Source organism: Pontibacter actiniarum, assembly GCF_003585765.1.
Taxonomy (GTDB): Bacteria; Bacteroidota; Bacteroidia; order Cytophagales; family Hymenobacteraceae; genus Pontibacter; species Pontibacter actiniarum.
The window spans coordinates 2,735,718-2,753,331 of record NZ_CP021235.1; the positions used below are offsets into that span (position 1 = coordinate 2,735,718).

A 17,614-nucleotide genomic window follows, 5' to 3' on the forward strand; every position below is an offset into this window, starting at 1 on the left:
TTTTAAGGCGTATGTATAACTTCCATGTTTACTTCAAAGGGGGTACAGGCCGCAACTGCAACCGTATATTTCAGATCGCCCACACCATCTGGCAGACCCGATGACATCACACGCGGGAAGCCCTCCTTTACTTCATACATCTTGGCGTCAGCCACCGTGAATCCTGTTTTGTAATGAGCAGCATGTTCCATGCTATATCCGTACTTTGTGACTTTTAAATTAAAATGGAAAAAAGCGACCGGATCCTCCTGTAGAATGTCTTGAATCTCCTGCACCAGAACAGGCAGGCTTCTGGCAGGAAGGTTCTGATGCAAACGAAGTGTAAATATTGCCAGATAAAGATGTTTAAGCCCAACTTCATCTAACTGCCGCTCCGACGAAACCGTAAATTTTTTGTGTTGCTTGCTGGATGTGGCTTTCACTTCAACCGCATTCTCTCCTAACTGAAAATCATGGGTTGTCTTGTCTGCCCCTGTCCAAAAGCTAATGGCTTCCTGGTGAGTAAAAAGGTACAGCAGGTGCTCCTTGAGGAAAACCAATTCTCCCACTAGACCTTTTTGTGCAGACAGAGACAAAACTGGTTTTTCCCGGCCTTCAAAAAAAATCTTCCAGGCACTCAAGATCTTGTGCAGCTCCCGAAAAAGGCTGCTTGCATCCTTTAAAACAGCCACGGCATCACACAAATCCGATATAAAATATTCAAATATCCTATCAGATGCTGGAATTACTTGAGAAAATTTAATAAACTCCTTGTCACTAAATCCCCCAATGGTCGTTATTTGACGACATACTTCAAGCCCTTTAATTCCTGGAAGCTCATTTAAATCAAGCTGTTGCAAAGAATCAGCCTTAAGATACAGCAGGCGGAGGCCGCTCTTGTAATCCGAAGCCAGAAAAATTGGAAACGCACCGCTTGTTCTGACACGACGCGCGACCAGTCGCTGCCTTCCGCTACTGACTGACTCTGCATTGACGGATTCCCAAATTTCTTGATAATCAATCATACCGTGCTAGCTCTAGTTCTTGATAGACAGAATTAATGCTGTAAACCAGCTCTACTGCCGTTCCGCTAACATTCCAACTGATAGCAAAAGCCACAGGTCTTTTGTCGAATGGCAGCAAAGCATTGCCGTTTTCGACCGTGTCTCTCACATCAAGCAGGTAGATCATTAACAGTGGGTTTGTCCTGCGGGGGCCGGCATCCCGTGACGCAGCCGGTGTTCCCTTAACATCGACCTCCTTTTCCCGGCTGATCCGATCTATCTCAGAAACTTCAAAATCTGCCAGTTCGTCTGTTTTGGAAATCAGACGCTGTATGAAGATCGTTTCAGAAAGCGGACGTGAAATAGTCCGCTCCAGTGGCACAATGTCATGTCCAGCAAATGGAACCATATCCCCCGCTCTTTCCCGCTGCTTCGTAACAAGTGATATATTCCAATGCAATAGCTCAGGTTGCTCTTTATTTACCTGCAGGTTGATATACTCTGCTATGCGGTGGGCATTTGCTGCCGGCAGTCCTTTGTAGGTATTGAAGTCATTCAAAAAACCGAGAACCATCTGTACCGGCACATCTTTCCAGATAATTCGCCGGTTTTGATCAACAGACGGTTTTCCCAATGACTGAATAAATTCCTCTGCCACAGTAAAGTTTGCCAACAGAGTTGCCTTGTCAGATGAAATCGTGGTTGTTTCTGTCAACGTTCCTTGATACTTGAGTTTCATCGTTTCCGTATGCCTCATCTTCATGGCGTTGGTTTCCATCATGTCCGGATGGGAGAGCACCCGTAACCCAAACTCCATCGGGGTTGCCTTATTTCTGCTCATGACCAGAAACTCTTTCCTCAGTTTTTCAAATGCAGTGGAGATATGCCTGTACCAGCTATAAAGGTCAGGCGTGGTGTAGATTCTGCAAAGATCTTCAAACCCGTTTCTGTAGCCAAACCACCTGCCCATCTGCATCAAGGTGTCATAAAGGGTGCTTGCCCTTGTAAAGTAACTTACAGTCAGCCCTTCCAGAGTCAGACCGCGAGATAATTTATCCCCCCCGATGGCAATCACACTTAGGCCGGTACTCTCACGGCTTTTATAATCCAGTATGTCTCCAGCACTCCCGTTGATAATGTGCGGTTTTCTTTCCATCTTAAGGACCGCAGGCTTTAAGTTATCCCGGACTTCCTCCCACGTGTGGATTGGGCAGTCCATGGCGGAGGAGATCCGCATATAATCCCGCTGCCACAGTAAATGAAGTTCATTGACAATATCTGCATCAAAGTTGGTTATACCTCCCCGAAGCCTGTTAAACTCATCTTCCACCAGCACACCAATGGCATTTTGTATGTCATTGAAGCGCGTACAGTGGATGAGCATGGTATTATGCTTGTTGCCTTGACCTCTAAGACGCCTAATGGCTGAACTGATGATAAAAGATTTTACGGCTTCTTTCAATGACTCCGGAATATAGTCCGGCACATCACTAGCTCGGTGTCGTAGGGGCAGAAACCTGGAGTGAGCCTGCGATGCATCCAGTACAGGCACGTGAATTGGCAGGCCTCGCTCGGTTTCATCATCATCCAGGCCGAACACCTTCACAGGACCGAAATAATTGGATGGTGCTTCCATGGAAATGATAAAAGAGGAAGGGAAAAGGTCCTTGCCCAGTTCGGAATGTGACTTATCGTGATGAATGAAGATATTTGCGAAAGGTGTGGCGGTATACCCCACGTAAGCTTTCTGATTAAAAAGGTTGAGCAGTTGCCGTATACAGTTGTTAATCGCCGTGGGGTCAAGTTCCCCGTTGTCATTTTCAGGAGGTCTCGTGTTCGGGGATGCCTGGTCCGCTTCATCATCAATCAGTAACAGGGGCAGATTGTTTAGGAGGGTGCTTCCGTTCTCATCTTGACAGACAAAGTCACTGCCCATGGTCTCAAGTGATTCTCTGAAGTACCGGATAAGGTTCCGCAGTACGGAAGCATTTTTCTTGACAATAAGAATCATGGGCCTGTCTGTACCGGGCTGAATACCGCCTACTTGTTGTGCAAAGCCGCGATTAAAATCTCCATTGTCATCCTGTGTTGTGAAAGTGACTGTGTTGATATAACTTTCCCCCTGCAACGTGGCTACACCTATCCGCTTTACTTGAGCTTGATCGCTCGTGTCACGGCCTATCACTTCCTCATCAATGCGCATCTGCGTCTGGCTGCGCAGGTTTTTATGGAGACCGCTGAGGATAATAATTACTTTATATCCACTGTCAATACCTTTGTTTATTAAACCGGTAAAATTAGCTGTCTTTCCGGACTGCACATACCCTACTACAAGCCCCCTCCTGTCAAAGGGTCTGTTCCTAATAGTTGGATCTTCCAGTTTCTCAATAATATCGTCCGTCACCTCATCAAGCCTATTGACTGTCTCCGAGCCCCAACCTTTAATATTGAGCAGGTACTTTTTATACCTGCTCCAGAACTTAAACTCTATTGCATCAGCGGCCACCTTATCCCTGTACCAGGGGATATGGCCGGTACTATCACTCAAGGAATGATATTCACCTGCCGTAACCCCTTCGTTCACATTAACTTCATACTGCAATTCAGACATCAGCAGGTCCTTTACGTCTTCAATGGAGCTGAAAGTGATGTTCGGGTGAACAATGTCGGAGTAGTCTATAGCACTGAGAACATTATCAGCCGCCCTTTCCATTGCCACCTGATAGGGTAGGTAATCTTTAAAAAGATTAAAGCTGTCTTTGACAATGCTTTTGACCAAATTGTAGTGTCGCTGCTTCATATTATATTATAGGTTCTTTAGTTGCTGAAAACAATCCAGGCTGCCTGCTTTATCCCGGGCTTCCTGGAGGGATAATCCTTCTTTCATTAGGGCAGATAAAGTATTCTGATATATTGACTGTAACTCTGCTTCTGACCCTTCGAAGAAGTCTTTCATAAGAGTAGCCGGGTCTGAGAAATCCTGCATAATGAAACTTACTGGCAGTGATTCTCCTATCAGTTTCATGTAGTCTTGGAAAAGAAAGGCACTTTCACCCAGCTTTGCCTGTATCAACTCATAAACCGGATGTTCTCTGTTTACCTCATAAAACCGTTTCCCCCGTCGCACCCTGGCCTGCCAGGTATATGTTATGTCTTGTCGCCTGGTTTTCCGCCTAATATAGGCCCCTCTGTGCGTATAGACTTTTACAGCTTTCTCTACTGCAGCCAGGCTTAAGTTTCGTACCCTTTTGCGAATGACATCCGGAATTTTCGCTGATGCTTTTCGCACATCAATCTGCCACTCCTTATCAAGTGTGTTCGGAATATCAATAGCAATGCGGCATAACCGCTGGCTTTCCTTTTTTCTGAATTCCAGATCAAGCCAGGTGCCATCAGCTATAAGGCGGCGGTTACGGTAGAGATAAATGCCTTGATGCTCTGTCCATCCCTTAATGATTTGGAGCTGCCTCCTCTCGTTCCCTGTCAGCTTGGACTCGTGCGGCAGAATGTAAGGCTGAATAGTGATTAGGTGTCCGTTTATAGAGAGCTGCTCTTCCTGCAATTCCGATGTTGGAACTCTGGTTGATATATGAAAGGGATTATGGGGCTTGATTGTGTCTCCATTTACAAAGATTGTAACTTCCCCAGCTTCTATGAAGCGATGGAATATAAGGCCCAGATGTTTTCTGACATTCTCAAACTTACGGTAGAAGTGCTCCTTAACCGCTTTGAACTCCCCTGCTTCAGTTAACCGATCAAGCTTTTCCCACAGTACAATCGTACCGGTACCTTCGCCCGGCAGGCTGCCCAGATTTTGTACTGAGTTCTGGTCCGCACACTGACGCAGCAACACCCAATCTTTTTCCTTCTGCACAATATCAAGATCCCAGCATCGGACAGATTGTATACCGAACCTGTCCCTTGTCCTTACAGTCAATCTCCGGCACTGTGAAAATGAAGCAGTTTTAAGCCCCAGTCCAAACCTGCCCAGGTCCGTCTCTCCCCGTTGTATGAGAGGGCTGCTGCTGCCAAGCCGCAGTCCGTTTAGCAATTCCTTCTCAGACATACCTTTCCCGTTGTCCTCTATCCTAACATAAGATGTAAATTGGTCAATGGCATAAGAGATTGCTATCTTGGAGGCGCCCGCTGTCAAGCTGTTATCGATTAAGTCCGCTATCGCGGTTTCAATATTGTACCCGAACGAGCGTGCAGACTGGAGCAGACTGTTGGGTTCCGGTCTCAGAATATCATAATTCGCCGTCTCTGTCCGTCGTGGCATATTATTGTTTTGATTCAAGTATATGTCTCAAATCTTCTACATCAATCAAGTTAAAATGCTTGTTAAGTATTTGATGGCAATTGCTGCAAACTACACAGAAGTCTTCCATATCACTTGCCTCTAAACCGTGCAGCAGCGTTGGGTCCTGTGTGTAATGAATCTCCAACATCCCACGGCCTAATTCCCCGTAGCAGTCGGTAGGATCAAAGGTGCATACTTCGCACTTAAGTCTTTCCTTATCTGCCAGTACCATTTCCATTTTTAGCTGTATAGCCAGGGGGTCTGTTTCCCGGTGCTTGTGAATTTGGAATGCAAAGTCGGCATTATTTGCGGATAATATCCTGGAGTGCATCTGCTTCTCTTTATTATGCAGGAAGATCCTACGGATTCTTTCTGCCTCACTCTTCAGCCCGTCCCGATAACCTTGAAATTCCTGCCATACCTCCAGATCGTGCTTTGCTCCGTCTCTCATACCGCTCCCTGCAAAATTCCTATCCAGCTTCTTAAAATTGGCAAGCTTCAACGAAACACTATTGACGCTTCGGAATGAAAAAGGATCTGGCACGACAGTATGTAAGCCTAGGGCCTGTAGGTCTTGGCTTAGCTGAACTACCGCAGGGTTCTTCCCATGCATCTGACCATAGTCCAACTTAAAGTAAAGGTCAAGGGCTAGAATCAGTTCCTCTCTTTTCCAGTGTGGATTTTTCATCTACCTATCCTGCACTTTAAGGTGTACAAACAGGTAATGCAGCAGGGCATAGCCTGTATTAACACTAAGGGCATTGCCGGCTTGTTTGTATAGCTGATGATCACTTACTCCAGCCCTCATGGCTGACTCATAAAAAGTATCATTAAACCCTTGAAGCTTTAAAGCCTCTCTCGGTGTCAGTTTCCTTACAGGCTTTTTATATAATATTTCTTTTGGTGTGTCCTTGTGTGAAATTCCTTTATGCACGAAATCATCAGAGTAATAATTATCCTGGCAAGCCCTATGCATTTTTACCATGGTGGCTGTCAACGTCCTCGCAATATCCAGGTCTATTTGAGATTTACTCCAGAAGTTTTTGGTCCCACCATCCAAAATTGTGTACTTTATTTTCTCTGAAAGATAGTACTTGGAATCAACTTCCTTTTCTAGAATATCAAGTACATTGGAATAAACAGAGAGGGAGGTCGTTTGTATCCGGCTAAAGTTGTCCACAATCGCTTTTTCAGAGAGCTCAATGTTTAGTTTCCGTTTGCTGCAAAAAAAGAAAATCCTACTCCGCCGCTGTGGAAGCCCAAAATTTTGGGTGTCTAGAATCACATAGTTGATATACTGATAGTCATGCTCCCTGAAAAAATCCAGGATCAAATCAAGTGTTTTTCCTTTATCGTGGTTGATGATGTTACGAACATTCTCCAGAACTATAAACTCAGGATTTTTCTCCTTCAGCAGCTCGTGGATACTAAAAAGGATCTTCCCCCGCTCATCCTCAAGCCCCAGTTTCTTACCCAGCAGGCTGAAGGCCTGACACGGGAAGCCCCCTAGCAGGACATTAAAATCGGGCAGGGCGGCTATGTTCCCGGGATCAGCTGCAAAACGGACAATATCATGCATAGCTGTTTCCCCGTTCAACCTGTAGTTTGCGCCATAAGTCATCAACGCATACCGGTCTATTTCGGAAAACCCAACACATTTCAATTCTATTCCTGTGTCCCTTGACAGGTGCTCAACCGCACTACGAAAGCCGCCTATCCCGGCGAATAACTCTATATAATTCATCTGTAATGTTCATAAATCTGATTGGCCACAACTTCTGCCAGCTTTACCGGAACGGCATTTCCTATCTGCTGATACCAGTCATTTAATGCTCCCCTAAACATGTAGCAGTCCGGGAATGTCTGAATTCGGGCAGCCTCACGGGGACTTAACCCTCTTGCCTGGCTTGGGTGAATGTACATGTGACAGTCATACTTCATGTGGGAAGTGATCGTCCTGCAGACCTCATCCTGCATTAATTTGTAGTACTTGTCTTTGAAGATATGATCCCGGTTCCTGTAATTGTTCAGCTCTTGAATACTCTCATGCAGGGAATTTGCCCCTTCTGGCAACCGCCTAAATATCTCCAGATCGTTTTCATTGTTGTACCTGGATTTGTGATTAAAAAGATAAGTAACAGTCTCCCCTTTATTTATCTCCTGTAGAAACGCATTTTGTTCAAGCGGAATTTTCCGAATTGTAAAACCATGTACTTCGCCTTCCAATTCGGGTCGTCGCTTAACAGGATTAGTGCCAATTGCTGGCAATCCGAACAAGGCATCCTTGAGCTTATAGGAACTAAATGACCTTTCCATTCCTTTGATGCTGGTACCAATCTGCTCCAGGGTGAACACATCCCTTCCCCCGATTAGTATATACCTGTCGCGGCTCTGGGGCACGTTGAACCGTTGTGCATCTAGACGCAAATGAGTGAAATAGTACTCTACATCTGTTGCCTCGCGGATATCTACTTCGATCTGCCGCTTGACCTTCTGCATCCCCTTTACATTCTCCATAATAAAGAAGTCCGGTTTGATGATGCCTAGCAGCCTGACAAAATACTTATAAAGCTTATTCCGTTCATCCTCAATGAAGCGCTTTTCCGCTGTAGCTATATCCAGTTTAAAGTTTCTTCTGTTGGCCATGGAAAACCCCTGGCAGGGCGGCCCTCCTGCCACTACCTTTACTTTTTCAAATAAGTGTTGGTATATCAGAAAATTATCCAAAAGATCTTTAATGTCGCCCTTGAAAAAGCGGCTTAAGGGTAGAGTATGATTGAAGTAATAGGTTTCAAGCGCATCTGTGTTATGATCATTTACAAAAGCAGGCTGGAATCCCGCATAAATCAACCCCTGGCTCAACCCCCCAGCACCGCTGAAGAAGTCCGCAAAAAGCAGCTCCCCTTGGGGTTCCTGCCTCGTCTCAGGCAGGTACTTTTTTAAGAGGGGGTGAGCCGAGGCATGATTCCCCCTAAATGTGGCATAGAGGTTATTTAGGCGCGTAAAAAGTTCAAGAGGGAGTTTTTCTCTGTAAGAAGCCGGTATATGCAACTGCTCCGTTTCAATAGTATTTAGATTTTCATTTAGGACCAGCAAGTCCATTTCATCCGCCAAACACTCTGATTTACTAATGAATGATTTCGGATGGTACTTTTCGTAAAATTCGAGCATGTAATGTTTTAAATCTTAGCCTTTCCTCCGGTGCCTCTTAGTGCAGTGGACGCAATAGAAAAAATACCGCTATTTACTGAAGTAACGGCATCTACAATCTGGTGCAGCAAAACACCTAAACTTTCCAAATGCTGGTTACCCAAGCTAGAGGCACCGCATCATTTGTCGGACCTACTGGATATTATAACAAGGCACAACAGACACTCAATCAGCTCTTTCAGCATCTAACAGAGCCTATATACTAGGTATTTTACTTCTAAAATGTGAAATACCCATAGCTGAAACGTGAATTTACTATAGAAAAACATACAATAAAATATCTATATCATAATTTAGGCTTAAGTTAATTATTTAAAGTTAACAGAAACCACTCTCAAGCATATTACAGGATAACCCGTCGGAAGAATATCGATACGAAATCTGTCCACGCACTCCATTTGAAAAGATAGTGCTCCTTTCCTGGATGCTGCCCCTTTAGCTGGAACTCAACAAACTTTATGTTAACTTTCTATGGCAGTTCTCCTATAAATATTGCTGCTAAAATACTAGACTGAGGAGCATAATGGGCTACCACCCTCTATATCTAAGTTCAACCAATAGTATCAACATTAATTATCGGAGTTTATATATCTATATCCATTTTTATTGGTTGTGCAGCCACCTTGTTTCTCATAAGCTCCTTGCCCTTAGTTTTCCCGTTCTTCCTTATAGAAGCGGTAAATCAGCTTATAATTTGTTTTTTGCTCTACCGTTAAAGCAGAATAATGATACGCCAGAAGCCGTAGCAAGACTTCTCTTGGGCAACCTTAGGCACTCTTAAACGAAGAATATGATCGAAGATATAATTAAGGAATTTAAGGTTGAAATCATTAGGGAACCCGGACCTGATCCTTTAACCAGTGAGTTTTACCCCTTCGCATATGAAGAGCTGAACATAGAAGCTACATCAGAAAGGAGTGCCTATGTGATTGCCTGTGCTTTGTTCAAGATGAAGGCAAGAGGACAATTACTTAGATTTTTTATCAATGGAGAAGAATATTTTGACGAACAGCTTTAACTGAAAGCTGCAGATAGATAAGCCTCACTTCGTTACACCTTTATAGAATAGCTTACACAGGATTGAATTAGAGATAATAGTAGCTTTACAGTTTGATACAGGCAAACGATGTTTTAAATGCTTTGTTTGCAGGAAAAATTTTGTAAACCACTCATCAACTCAAGAAGATTAGAAAAGTTTGTGTGCAAATTGTGTGCACATAAAAAAAGCACTTATAAGTTTTACCTCATAAGTGCTTGATAATCAAGTGATCCCGTTTGGATTCGAACCAAAGACCTACTGCTTAGAAGGCAGTTGCTCTATCCAGCTGAGCTACGAGACCAGCGTTCGTCAGGAGAGCAGATGCTCTACCCTTAAACAAAAAATTTCGGAATCACTTCCGAAATTTTTTAGTCGGGGTGGCAGGATTCGAACCTACGACCTCCACATCCCAAATGTGGCGCGATACCGGGCTACGCTACACCCCGAACTATTTTCGCCCTCATACAGTAGGCCAGAAGCCTTTCTGCGTGATTGCGGTGCAAAGATAAGTAAAGATTTCTGACTTACAAGAGCCTTTAAAGACTTTTTTTCATCATCATCTTACAGCGGAGAAGGGGGGATTCGAACCCCCGGTACCGTTACCAGTACGGCAGTTTAGCAAACTGCTGGTTTAAGCCACTCACCCACCTCTCCGTGGATTCCTCTTACTGCTTAAGAGACTGCAAACATACTACATCGGTTTTAACAACGCAATACCCCAGCCCAAAATTCCCGCTAAATTTTTCGCCACCAAAGCTCCCCTAGCGCATAACTCACTGATATTCCTAAGATTGCCAAAAGGAGCAAAACAGAAAAAAAATTACTCTTCCAGGCCCTATACCTGCCACAGTAAGTACAGCGTTACGCGTTAGCACCTTCTGAGGCACAAAACAGCCCAAAGCATGCCCACCGTGCATTTAGGTGTGGCCGGGGTTTAGTATATTTGTGGCTGCCCGTTACTTAGCAACACACTGTGGCTTGTAAACGGCATACTCTAAAGAAATGACCTGGTACCAAAGCCTAACTTTCATCGAAATCCTGTTCGGCGTGCTGTTCTTGGCGCTGTACGTGGGCTACCTGCTGCGTGTGCGGCGGGTGGCGCTGTTCTTTAAGCAGCGCCCGCACGGGGTTTGGTTTAAGTTTCTGCTGCGCCACACGTACCTTATCCTACTGGTGATCGCCGTTCTCGGCCCCTCCTTTGGCGCCATGAAGAAGGAAATAAAGACCATCGGCAAGGACCTCTACATTGCTGTTGACCTGTCGCAGTCGATGGATGCGACCGATGTGCAGCCTTCCAGGCTGGAGAAGGCCAAACATGAGGTGCAGCGCCTGATCAGCCGGTTTAACTCTGACCGTATCGGTCTGATGGTCTTCTCCAACGAAGCCTTTATCCAAAGCCCCTTAACCTTCGACCAGAACGCACTGCTGCTTTACACGCAGACGCTCCGAACGAGCCTGCTCCCCTACTCGGGCACCGACTTCGCTCCAGTGCTGCAGCTGGCGCTGGAGAAACTGCGGCCCCAGACAGCCTCCGCTGCCGAAGAGCAAAAGGCACGGGTACTGGTGCTGATCAGCGACGGCGAGGACTTTGGCGGCAACGTGGAGGCCCTGGCGGAGCAACTGCGCGAAGAGAACATCCGGGTGTATACTTTGGGAGTCGGCACCACCGACGGCAGCCGCATCCCCGTTGGGCGCTCTTTCAAAAAAGACCAGGAGGGCCAGGTTGTGCTGACACAGCTGAATCCAGAGCCCTTAGTACGGCTGGCAGAGCTAACCGGCGGCGCATACTTCGAGGTAAACGACCGTGTGAGCGAAGTCAGCAAACTCATCAGCGCCATCAATAACATTGAGGGGGAGCTGCGCGAAAGTAAAACCATAGACGTGACAGCCAACAAGTACATTTACCCGTTGGCACTGGCACTGGCGCTGATTTTGCTGGACATGCTGATAACCGTTAAACTTGTACGGATATGAAGGCAGCTTTTTTAGCCGTGTTGCTCCTTAGCCTCTTTAGCGGCGGCATTACAGCCATTTCCCGCATCAATGCCTCTGCCAAGGAAGCCGCCGCTGCCTATGCCCGCAAAGACTATATAGAGGCCATTGCCTCCTACAAGTACCTGGTGGAAGACCTGGGCGTACAGGACGACCAGCTCCGCCTGAACCTGGCCCACTCCTATTACCAGGCCGGCCTCTATCCGCAGGCTATGGGCATGTACCAGCTCCTGGCAGACCACCCCACCCAGCACCTGCGGGCACTCGCACACCTGCAGCTGGGCAACATCAACACAAAGCAACGAAAGTATAAACGCGCACTGGCCCTCTACAGACAGGCCCTGGTTGCCGAGCCCGGTAACGATGCCGCCAGGTATAACTATGAACTCCTGAAAAAATACCTGGAGCTACACCCGGAGGCGGCAAAAGAAGACGAGGAAGAACTTCCCGCCCCCGAGGACACCCCGGCTGAGCAGGACAGCCTGCAGGCACCGCCCCCGGCTTCCGAAGAGGAGTTGGAGCCACAGCCCCGGATGAAGCCTGACGAGCAGGGCCAGCAAGAGGAAGAAATAGACAAGCCAGAGCCTGACCAGGACGGGCAGCAAGCGCAGCAGGCAGGCGCCAGGCCACAGGATGCCCCACAGGGAAGCAGGGAGCGCGAAGAGGCTGCCGGCAAAGAGCCCGGCGACAAGGAGGGCCAGCAATTAAACAGCCAGTTTGACCCTAACCAGCAGCAACGGAGCACCAGCGGCGAAGATGTGTCTGACGAGGATCAGCGGGCACAAACAAGGCGCACGAGACTACGCCAGGCAAACATGAGCCCCGAGAAGGCCAAGCTGCTGCTCGACGCCATGCGCAACGCAGAGCTGCAGTACATCCAGCAGCTGCCCAAGAAATCGTCTCAAAGCCCGGATCGCAGCAAGCCGGATTGGTAGCCATGCGCATACCGGGCCTAACACAGAAGCGGCACGCTTCCACCACCCTCTTTCAGACATCCCGGCAGAAGGCCCCACAGTATGCAAAGTACACGGAGGGGAGCGGCACCTGCAGCAACTGCTCCTCCCCGCCCTTAAAAGCCAGTGCTGCAACCACCGGCAGGCCATACGGCTTGCGTATCGAACGTAACAACATGCAAGAAAACCCTACGACTCCGCCGAAACTGTACCTGGAAAGCCCGACCCGCATTCGCTTTGAGGACTGCGACCCTTTCGGCCACCTGAACAACGGCCGCTACATCGATTATTTTTTGAACGCCCGGGAAGACCAGCTCCGGGACCACTACCAGCTCGATATATACCAGCACATGCAGCGCGTGGGCAAGGCCTGGGTAGCCGCCTCTAACCAGATTTCCTACCTGCGTGAGGTGAAGTATAACGAGGAGGTAACGGTGCGCACCAGCCTGCGCTGGTTCACTGATTCTGACCTGCTCACGGAAGGCATCATGCTAAACCCCGAAACACAGGAGGTGAAGTCGGTCATATGGATGCGCTTTGTCTACATTGATGTGCGCAAAGGCGCCAAAGCGGTGCATGAGGATAGCCTGATGGACCTGTACCGCAGCGTGGCGACAGACGGGGAAGGCAAGCCGAATGTATACTTCGAGGAGCGGGTAAGGGAGCTTCGGGCTGCGGCCGCCGGCGCATAAGCCGTGCCTCCGGCGGTTGTTCGTCGTGAAAATACAGCAGTTTGTTGAGCGCCATCCCCTATTCGGATAAAAGTCACTGATAAACACTGGCTTCAGTACCGGCCCCTGCGTTTCAGGAGGCATTTTTTGTACCTTTGTACCAGACGTTTAACAACCGTTTCCCCCTGCCTATACTGTACAATTTGCCCATACCACAATAGAATTATGAAAGAAGAGTTGAAAAGAGTGCTGGAGGTGCTGCACCTTGCAGAAAAACTGAAGTATGAACTGCGCCACAGCTGGCTGTCGAACGGCCGGCAGGAAAGCGTAGCCGAGCACACCTGGCGCATGTCGCTGATGCTGGTTCTGCTGGAGCCGTACCTGGACAACGAAATAGACGTGGCGCGTGCCCTGAAGATGGTGATCGTGCATGACCTGGTGGAGGCCGAGGCCGGGGACATTCCTGCCTTTGAGGTGTTCACCGCGGAAATGAAAGAGCTGAAGCGCGTGCGGGAGCTGAAAGCCATCGACAACCTGCGTGAAGCGCTGGGTAACGGCATTGGCCAGCACGTGTATGAGCTGTGGCACGAGTTTGAAGATAAGCTAACCTACGAAGCCCGTGTGGCAAACGCGCTGGATAAGCTGGAAGTACAGATCCAGCACAACCACGCCAGCATGGATGCATGGCTGGAGATTGAGCAGGAGTTTGTGTTCCTGATGGGCCAGCACACGGAGTTCGACGCCTGCCTTTCCCAGCTTAAGGAGCTGATTGAAGAGCTGGCGGTGCAGAAGATGGAAGCGGCAGGTATAGACGTGGCCGCTGTAAAGCAACGCATGCTCACCAAGCCCGCGGTAGGGGCTTAGCCCGGGCAAAGCATTTATACCACAAGGCGCCTGCTTTGTGCCACTCTACCGGGCAAGCGCCTTGTACCTTTGCAACAGGAGAAAACCCAAAGCGGATTCAACCATGTTAAGCAAAGGATCAAAACTGTACAGCATCTTAAAGTATAAGTGCCCACGCTGCCAGGAGGGCCAGCTTTTTACCTACAAGGGCTGGAGCTACACCAGGTTCAGCGGCATGCACAGCAACTGCCCCTGCTGCCGCCAGAGCTATGAGCCGGAGCCCGGGTTTTACTACGGCGCCATGTACGTGAGCTATGCCATCACCACGGCTATCACCATTAGCCTGCTGGTGGCCATGAGCGTGCTGCTGGAGGAAATAACGTTGGCTTGGTTTCTGGGGGCACTCGCTACGGCCCTGCTAGTGTTTTTCCCTTTTATCTTCAGGATGTCGCGGGCGATCTGGATCAACTTTTTTATCCATTATAAAAAAACGCCGACGGCATCTGCCTAGTGTTTAAGTTGTTTGTGAGCAAAGTCCCCGGTTCCCGCACAACCGGGGACTTTTTTTATCGCTCCGCGTCTGGGGTATAGGGTACTTCCGCTCCCTTGTTCTGCGGATTTATACTTATACTTGCCCATGCAACACCAGGAACACTACCAGCGGCTGGAGCGCCTGTACCACCGGGCCCACGTGCAGGAGCTCTTCAGCGGAAGCAGCATCAGCGTGTGCCACAGCCGCGCCGAGATCACGCTGCCTATTCAGGAAGCGTATTTCCACGGCGCCAAAGCCATACACGGGGCCGTCTACTTCAAGCTCCTCGACGACGCCTCCTACTTTGCGGTGGCCTCTGTGGTGCGCGACATGTTTATCGTTACCTCCTCCTTTCAGCTAAACCTGTTGCGGCCCGTAAACAGCGGCGTTCTGAAGGCGGTCGGCACCCTGCGCTCCCAGGGCAGGAGCCTGTTTGTTGCCGAAGCCACCCTTTACAACGCACAGGGCAAGGAGGTCGCCTTTGGCACCGGCCAGTTCATGAAAACAGCGCAGCCGCTGAACCAGCTGGAAGGCTATGCCGATAGCCAGTAAAAAAAAGCTCCTCAAGAGTGGCAACAGGCTTCCTTCCTGCTGAGCCAGGCTACTTCGCCAGGGGCGTTTTGTAAATACTGAACTCCATGTTGCTGATATCTCCGGATACTTCGTTGATACGCGAGGTGGTAAAGTACAGCAGGTTGTCCGGGCCGATGGTAAAGGTGTCGGCCCAGCGGATGCGGTCGTCCTGCACCAGGGTTTTGATCTGCCCTTGCGGCGTGCGGTACACAATGGCCCTGTTTTCCAGGTCAGCCATGTACAGGTTGCCGCGGCTGTCAAAAATCATCCCATCGGGCGCAGGTGTTTTCCCGAGGCTTTGCACCTTATCCTGCAGGGCCTGCGCGGGCAGGGCAGCACCGGCCAGCGCCGCGGTAGGCAGCCGGTACAACGTGTAGCCCGTTAAGGCATGATAGTATAAACTGTCAGCAGCCGGCGCCAGCGCAATCCCGTCTGAATGCGTCTGGGGTTGCTTTCCGTTCTGCTTCCACTCCTGCCCGTCGAACATAAGGTTAATGCCTTCGGCCTTGGTGGAGGGATGGTTCTCCAGCAGCCGGCGGCTCTGCCCCGTTTGCGGGTCCAGCACCACGATCGCGCCCAGCCCGGAGTCGGTCATGTAAATCCTGCCGTGCTTATCGTCCACCCGCAGGTCGTTCAAATAAGACTTTTCAGGCGCAACACTTCGGTCAAACTCCCAGGTGTTTTTCAGTTCGTTCGTAGCCAGGTCAAACTCAAACAGGCGGGCGTTGCCCACTACCCCTTGCATCATGGGGTTGCCGGGGTCCAGTACGTAGAGCGAGCCCTTATGCGCCACCACCGACTGCACACAGGTAAACTGCTTAGGCTGTGGCTGCCCGGTCCAGCTGTTCCAGCGCTGGTTGGGGTAAGGTTTATGGGAGCCGTCCGGCATCACCTCTACCACCGAAAACGGCACGCCTTCGCGCCACCTCGGGAAGTTTGCAAACAGCCGCCCGTCTTCAGACATCGTTACGCCCGTTACCTGGTTGCCTTTAAAAGAGGCAACCTTCGTCAGGGTAGCCTCCGCGGTGGCGGTACGCGCGGCACCCTTTTGCTCGTTCCTCTTTTCCTGTGCGTGGGCAGTGCCTAACATAAGGCCAGCCACCGCCATCATAAGCCATATTTTCATAGTCGCTTTCCGTTTATGTGCATCTCAACCTATGGTTATACTTGTGGTTTTCAGGAGAAGTTAGATCAGCTGGGCTGTGCAATACCAGGATACCCAGAACACGGGCGGGTGGCGACCACAACCCTCCAAGGCTAACGGTCGTTTGGTTTTGAGGACAAATCCCTGTAACTTCACAACAAAACCCAACTAATCAAAGTCAAAACTATGCAAACGAAAGAAGTATATATCATTTCGGCGGTTCGTACGCCAATCGGTTCATTTGGCGGAGCGCTTGCCAGCCTTTCTGCCACGCAGCTCGGCGCCGCCGCTATCAAAGGCGCGCTGGAGAAAGCCGGCGTAGATAAGAAGGAAGTACAGGAAGTGATCATGGGTAACGTAATCTCCGCTAACGTAGGCCAGGCTCCGGCCCGTCAGGCTGCTGTTTTCGCAGGCCTGGGCTACGAGGTAGAGTGTACAACCATCAACAAAGTATGCGCCTCCGGCTCAAAGGCGATCATGTTTGCGGCACAGGCGATCATGCTGGGGCACAAGGATGTTATCGTGGCTGGTGGTATGGAGAGCATGAGCAATGTGCCTTACTACCTGGAGAAAGCCCGCTTCGGAGCTAAACTCGGCCACGGCCAGATGACGGACGGCCTGTTGAGAGACGGCCTGTGGGATGTGTACAACGACTTCCACATGGGCAATGCCGCCGAAAACACCGCCAAGGAAATGCAGATCACGCGAGAGATGCAGGACGAGTATGCGATCAGCTCTTACAAAAAAGTGGCAGAGGCTGCGGAGGCCGGCCTGCTGAAAGATGAGATCGTGCCGGTAGAGATCCCGCAGCGCGGCAAAGACCCTCTCGTGGTGTCTGAAGACGAGGAGTTCAAGAAAGTTAACTTCGAGAAGATACCAGGCCTGCGCCCGGTGTTCGACAAAGCCGGCACCGTAACGGCTGCCAACGCGTCTACCCTGAACGACGGCGCTGCTGCCGTCGTACTGATGAGCAAGGAGAAGGCAGAGGAGCTGGGCGTGAAGCCAATCGCTAAAATCCGCGGTTTTGCGGATGCGGAGCAGGACCCGATCTGGTTCACGACTACGCCATCCCTTGCTATCCCGAAAGCCCTGAAAAACGCTGGGGTAGATCCGTCTGAGGTTGACTTCTACGAGATCAACGAGGCGTTCTCTGTTGTGTCTATCGCCAACAACCAGAAGCTAGGCCTGGAAGGCGGCAACGTGAACGTGTTCGGCGGTGCTGTGTCGCTGGGCCACCCGCTGGGAGCCTCTGGAGCGCGCATCGTGTCTACGCTTTGCAACGTACTGGATAAAAAAGGCGGCAAGATTGGCGTTACCGGTATCTGCAACGGCGGCGGCGGTGCCTCTGCTATCGTAATCGAAAAAATGTAATCA

15 protein-coding genes and 3 tRNA genes are annotated in these 17,614 nt (G+C 49.5%); 8 read left to right on the top strand and 10 right to left on the bottom strand.

What is annotated here, in order from left to right:
* Positions 1–2: 2 nt before the first annotated feature.
* From CA264_RS11790 to CA264_RS11815, 6 genes are read right to left on the bottom strand one after another with little or no spacing between them, the layout of a single operon-like run.
* The gene (locus CA264_RS11790; protein ID WP_119570445.1) at positions 3–1,004 is read right to left on the bottom strand and encodes a PD-(D/E)XK motif protein; all 1,002 of its coding nucleotides are present in this window, start codon (positions 1,002–1,004) and stop codon (positions 3–5) included.
* A complete protein-coding gene (locus CA264_RS11795) occupies positions 997–3,783 on the bottom strand; it encodes a Z1 domain-containing protein (protein WP_025607383.1) in 2,787 nt (928 codons plus the stop codon). Before CA264_RS11795 ends, CA264_RS11790 begins: the two co-directional genes overlap by 8 nt.
* 6 nt (positions 3,784–3,789) lie before the next feature.
* Positions 3,790–5,280, bottom strand: coding sequence for an ATP-binding protein (locus CA264_RS11800; RefSeq protein ID WP_025607384.1), 1,491 nt, complete (start codon positions 5,278–5,280; stop codon positions 3,790–3,792).
* Positions 5,264–5,971: a hypothetical protein gene (locus CA264_RS11805; RefSeq protein ID WP_025607386.1), complete on the bottom strand. Its 708-nt coding sequence runs from the start codon at positions 5,969–5,971 to the stop codon at positions 5,264–5,266. Before CA264_RS11805 ends, CA264_RS11800 begins: the two co-directional genes overlap by 17 nt.
* Positions 5,972–7,027, bottom strand: a complete 1,056-nt coding sequence (locus CA264_RS11810; protein ID WP_025607388.1) for a DNA cytosine methyltransferase — start codon at positions 7,025–7,027, stop codon at positions 5,972–5,974. It lies immediately after the preceding gene.
* Positions 7,024–8,454 (bottom strand): DNA cytosine methyltransferase, encoded by a 1,431-nt coding sequence (locus CA264_RS11815; protein ID WP_025607389.1) that lies wholly within the window; start codon positions 8,452–8,454, stop codon positions 7,024–7,026. Before CA264_RS11815 ends, CA264_RS11810 begins: the two co-directional genes overlap by 4 nt.
* 829 nt (positions 8,455–9,283) lie before the next feature.
* On the opposite strand from CA264_RS11815, the gene CA264_RS11820 reads away from it, so the two are divergent.
* The gene (locus tag CA264_RS11820; protein ID WP_025607391.1) at positions 9,284–9,511 is read left to right on the top strand and encodes a hypothetical protein; all 228 of its coding nucleotides are present in this window, start codon (positions 9,284–9,286) and stop codon (positions 9,509–9,511) included.
* A 248-nt stretch (positions 9,512–9,759) separates the two neighbouring features.
* On the opposite strand, the gene CA264_RS11825 is transcribed toward CA264_RS11820, so the two are convergent.
* The 3 genes from CA264_RS11825 to CA264_RS11835 form a co-directional block, all read right to left on the bottom strand.
* Positions 9,760–9,833: transfer RNA gene (locus CA264_RS11825), tRNA-Arg, on the bottom strand.
* Positions 9,834–9,904: 71 nt separating this feature from the next.
* Positions 9,905–9,978 (bottom strand) — tRNA-Pro (locus tag CA264_RS11830).
* Between the two features lie 121 nt (positions 9,979–10,099).
* A tRNA-Ser gene (locus CA264_RS11835) sits at positions 10,100–10,186 on the bottom strand.
* Between the two features lie 348 nt (positions 10,187–10,534).
* On the opposite strand from CA264_RS11835, the gene CA264_RS11840 reads away from it, so the two are divergent.
* The 6 genes from CA264_RS11840 to CA264_RS11865 all read left to right on the top strand — a co-directional run bounded on the left by CA264_RS11840 (position 10,535) and on the right by CA264_RS11865 (position 15,075).
* Positions 10,535–11,506: a VWA domain-containing protein gene (locus tag CA264_RS11840; protein WP_025607392.1), complete on the top strand. Its 972-nt coding sequence runs from the start codon at positions 10,535–10,537 to the stop codon at positions 11,504–11,506.
* Positions 11,503–12,459: a tetratricopeptide repeat protein gene (locus CA264_RS11845; RefSeq protein ID WP_025607394.1), complete on the top strand. Its 957-nt coding sequence runs from the start codon at positions 11,503–11,505 to the stop codon at positions 12,457–12,459. The genes CA264_RS11840 and CA264_RS11845 overlap by 4 nt, the downstream gene beginning before the upstream one ends.
* Positions 12,460–12,653: 194 nt before the next feature.
* Entirely contained in the window at positions 12,654–13,169 is a 516-nt protein-coding gene (locus tag CA264_RS11850; protein WP_025607396.1) for an acyl-CoA thioesterase, read from the top strand.
* 204 nt (positions 13,170–13,373) lie between these two features.
* Positions 13,374–14,012 carry an HD domain-containing protein gene (locus tag CA264_RS11855; RefSeq protein ID WP_025607397.1) on the top strand — a complete coding sequence of 213 codons (639 nt, stop codon included), beginning with the start codon at positions 13,374–13,376 and terminating at the stop codon, positions 14,010–14,012.
* A gap of 103 nt (positions 14,013–14,115) precedes the next feature.
* On the top strand, positions 14,116–14,502 hold the full coding sequence (locus tag CA264_RS11860) for a DUF983 domain-containing protein (protein WP_025607399.1): 387 nt from the start codon (positions 14,116–14,118) through the stop codon (positions 14,500–14,502).
* A gap of 126 nt (positions 14,503–14,628) precedes the next feature.
* On the top strand, positions 14,629–15,075 hold the full coding sequence (locus CA264_RS11865) for a PaaI family thioesterase (protein WP_025607400.1): 447 nt from the start codon (positions 14,629–14,631) through the stop codon (positions 15,073–15,075).
* Between the two features lie 49 nt (positions 15,076–15,124).
* Here the strand turns inward: CA264_RS11865 and CA264_RS11870 are convergent, their stop codons facing one another.
* A complete protein-coding gene (locus CA264_RS11870) occupies positions 15,125–16,222 on the bottom strand; it encodes an SMP-30/gluconolactonase/LRE family protein (RefSeq protein WP_025607402.1) in 1,098 nt (365 codons plus the stop codon).
* Positions 16,223–16,426: 204 nt separating this feature from the next.
* Between CA264_RS11870 and CA264_RS11875 the strand changes: the two genes are divergently transcribed.
* Entirely contained in the window at positions 16,427–17,611 is a 1,185-nt protein-coding gene (locus CA264_RS11875) for an acetyl-CoA C-acyltransferase (protein ID WP_025607404.1), read from the top strand.
* The last annotated feature ends 3 nt before the right edge of the window (positions 17,612–17,614 follow it).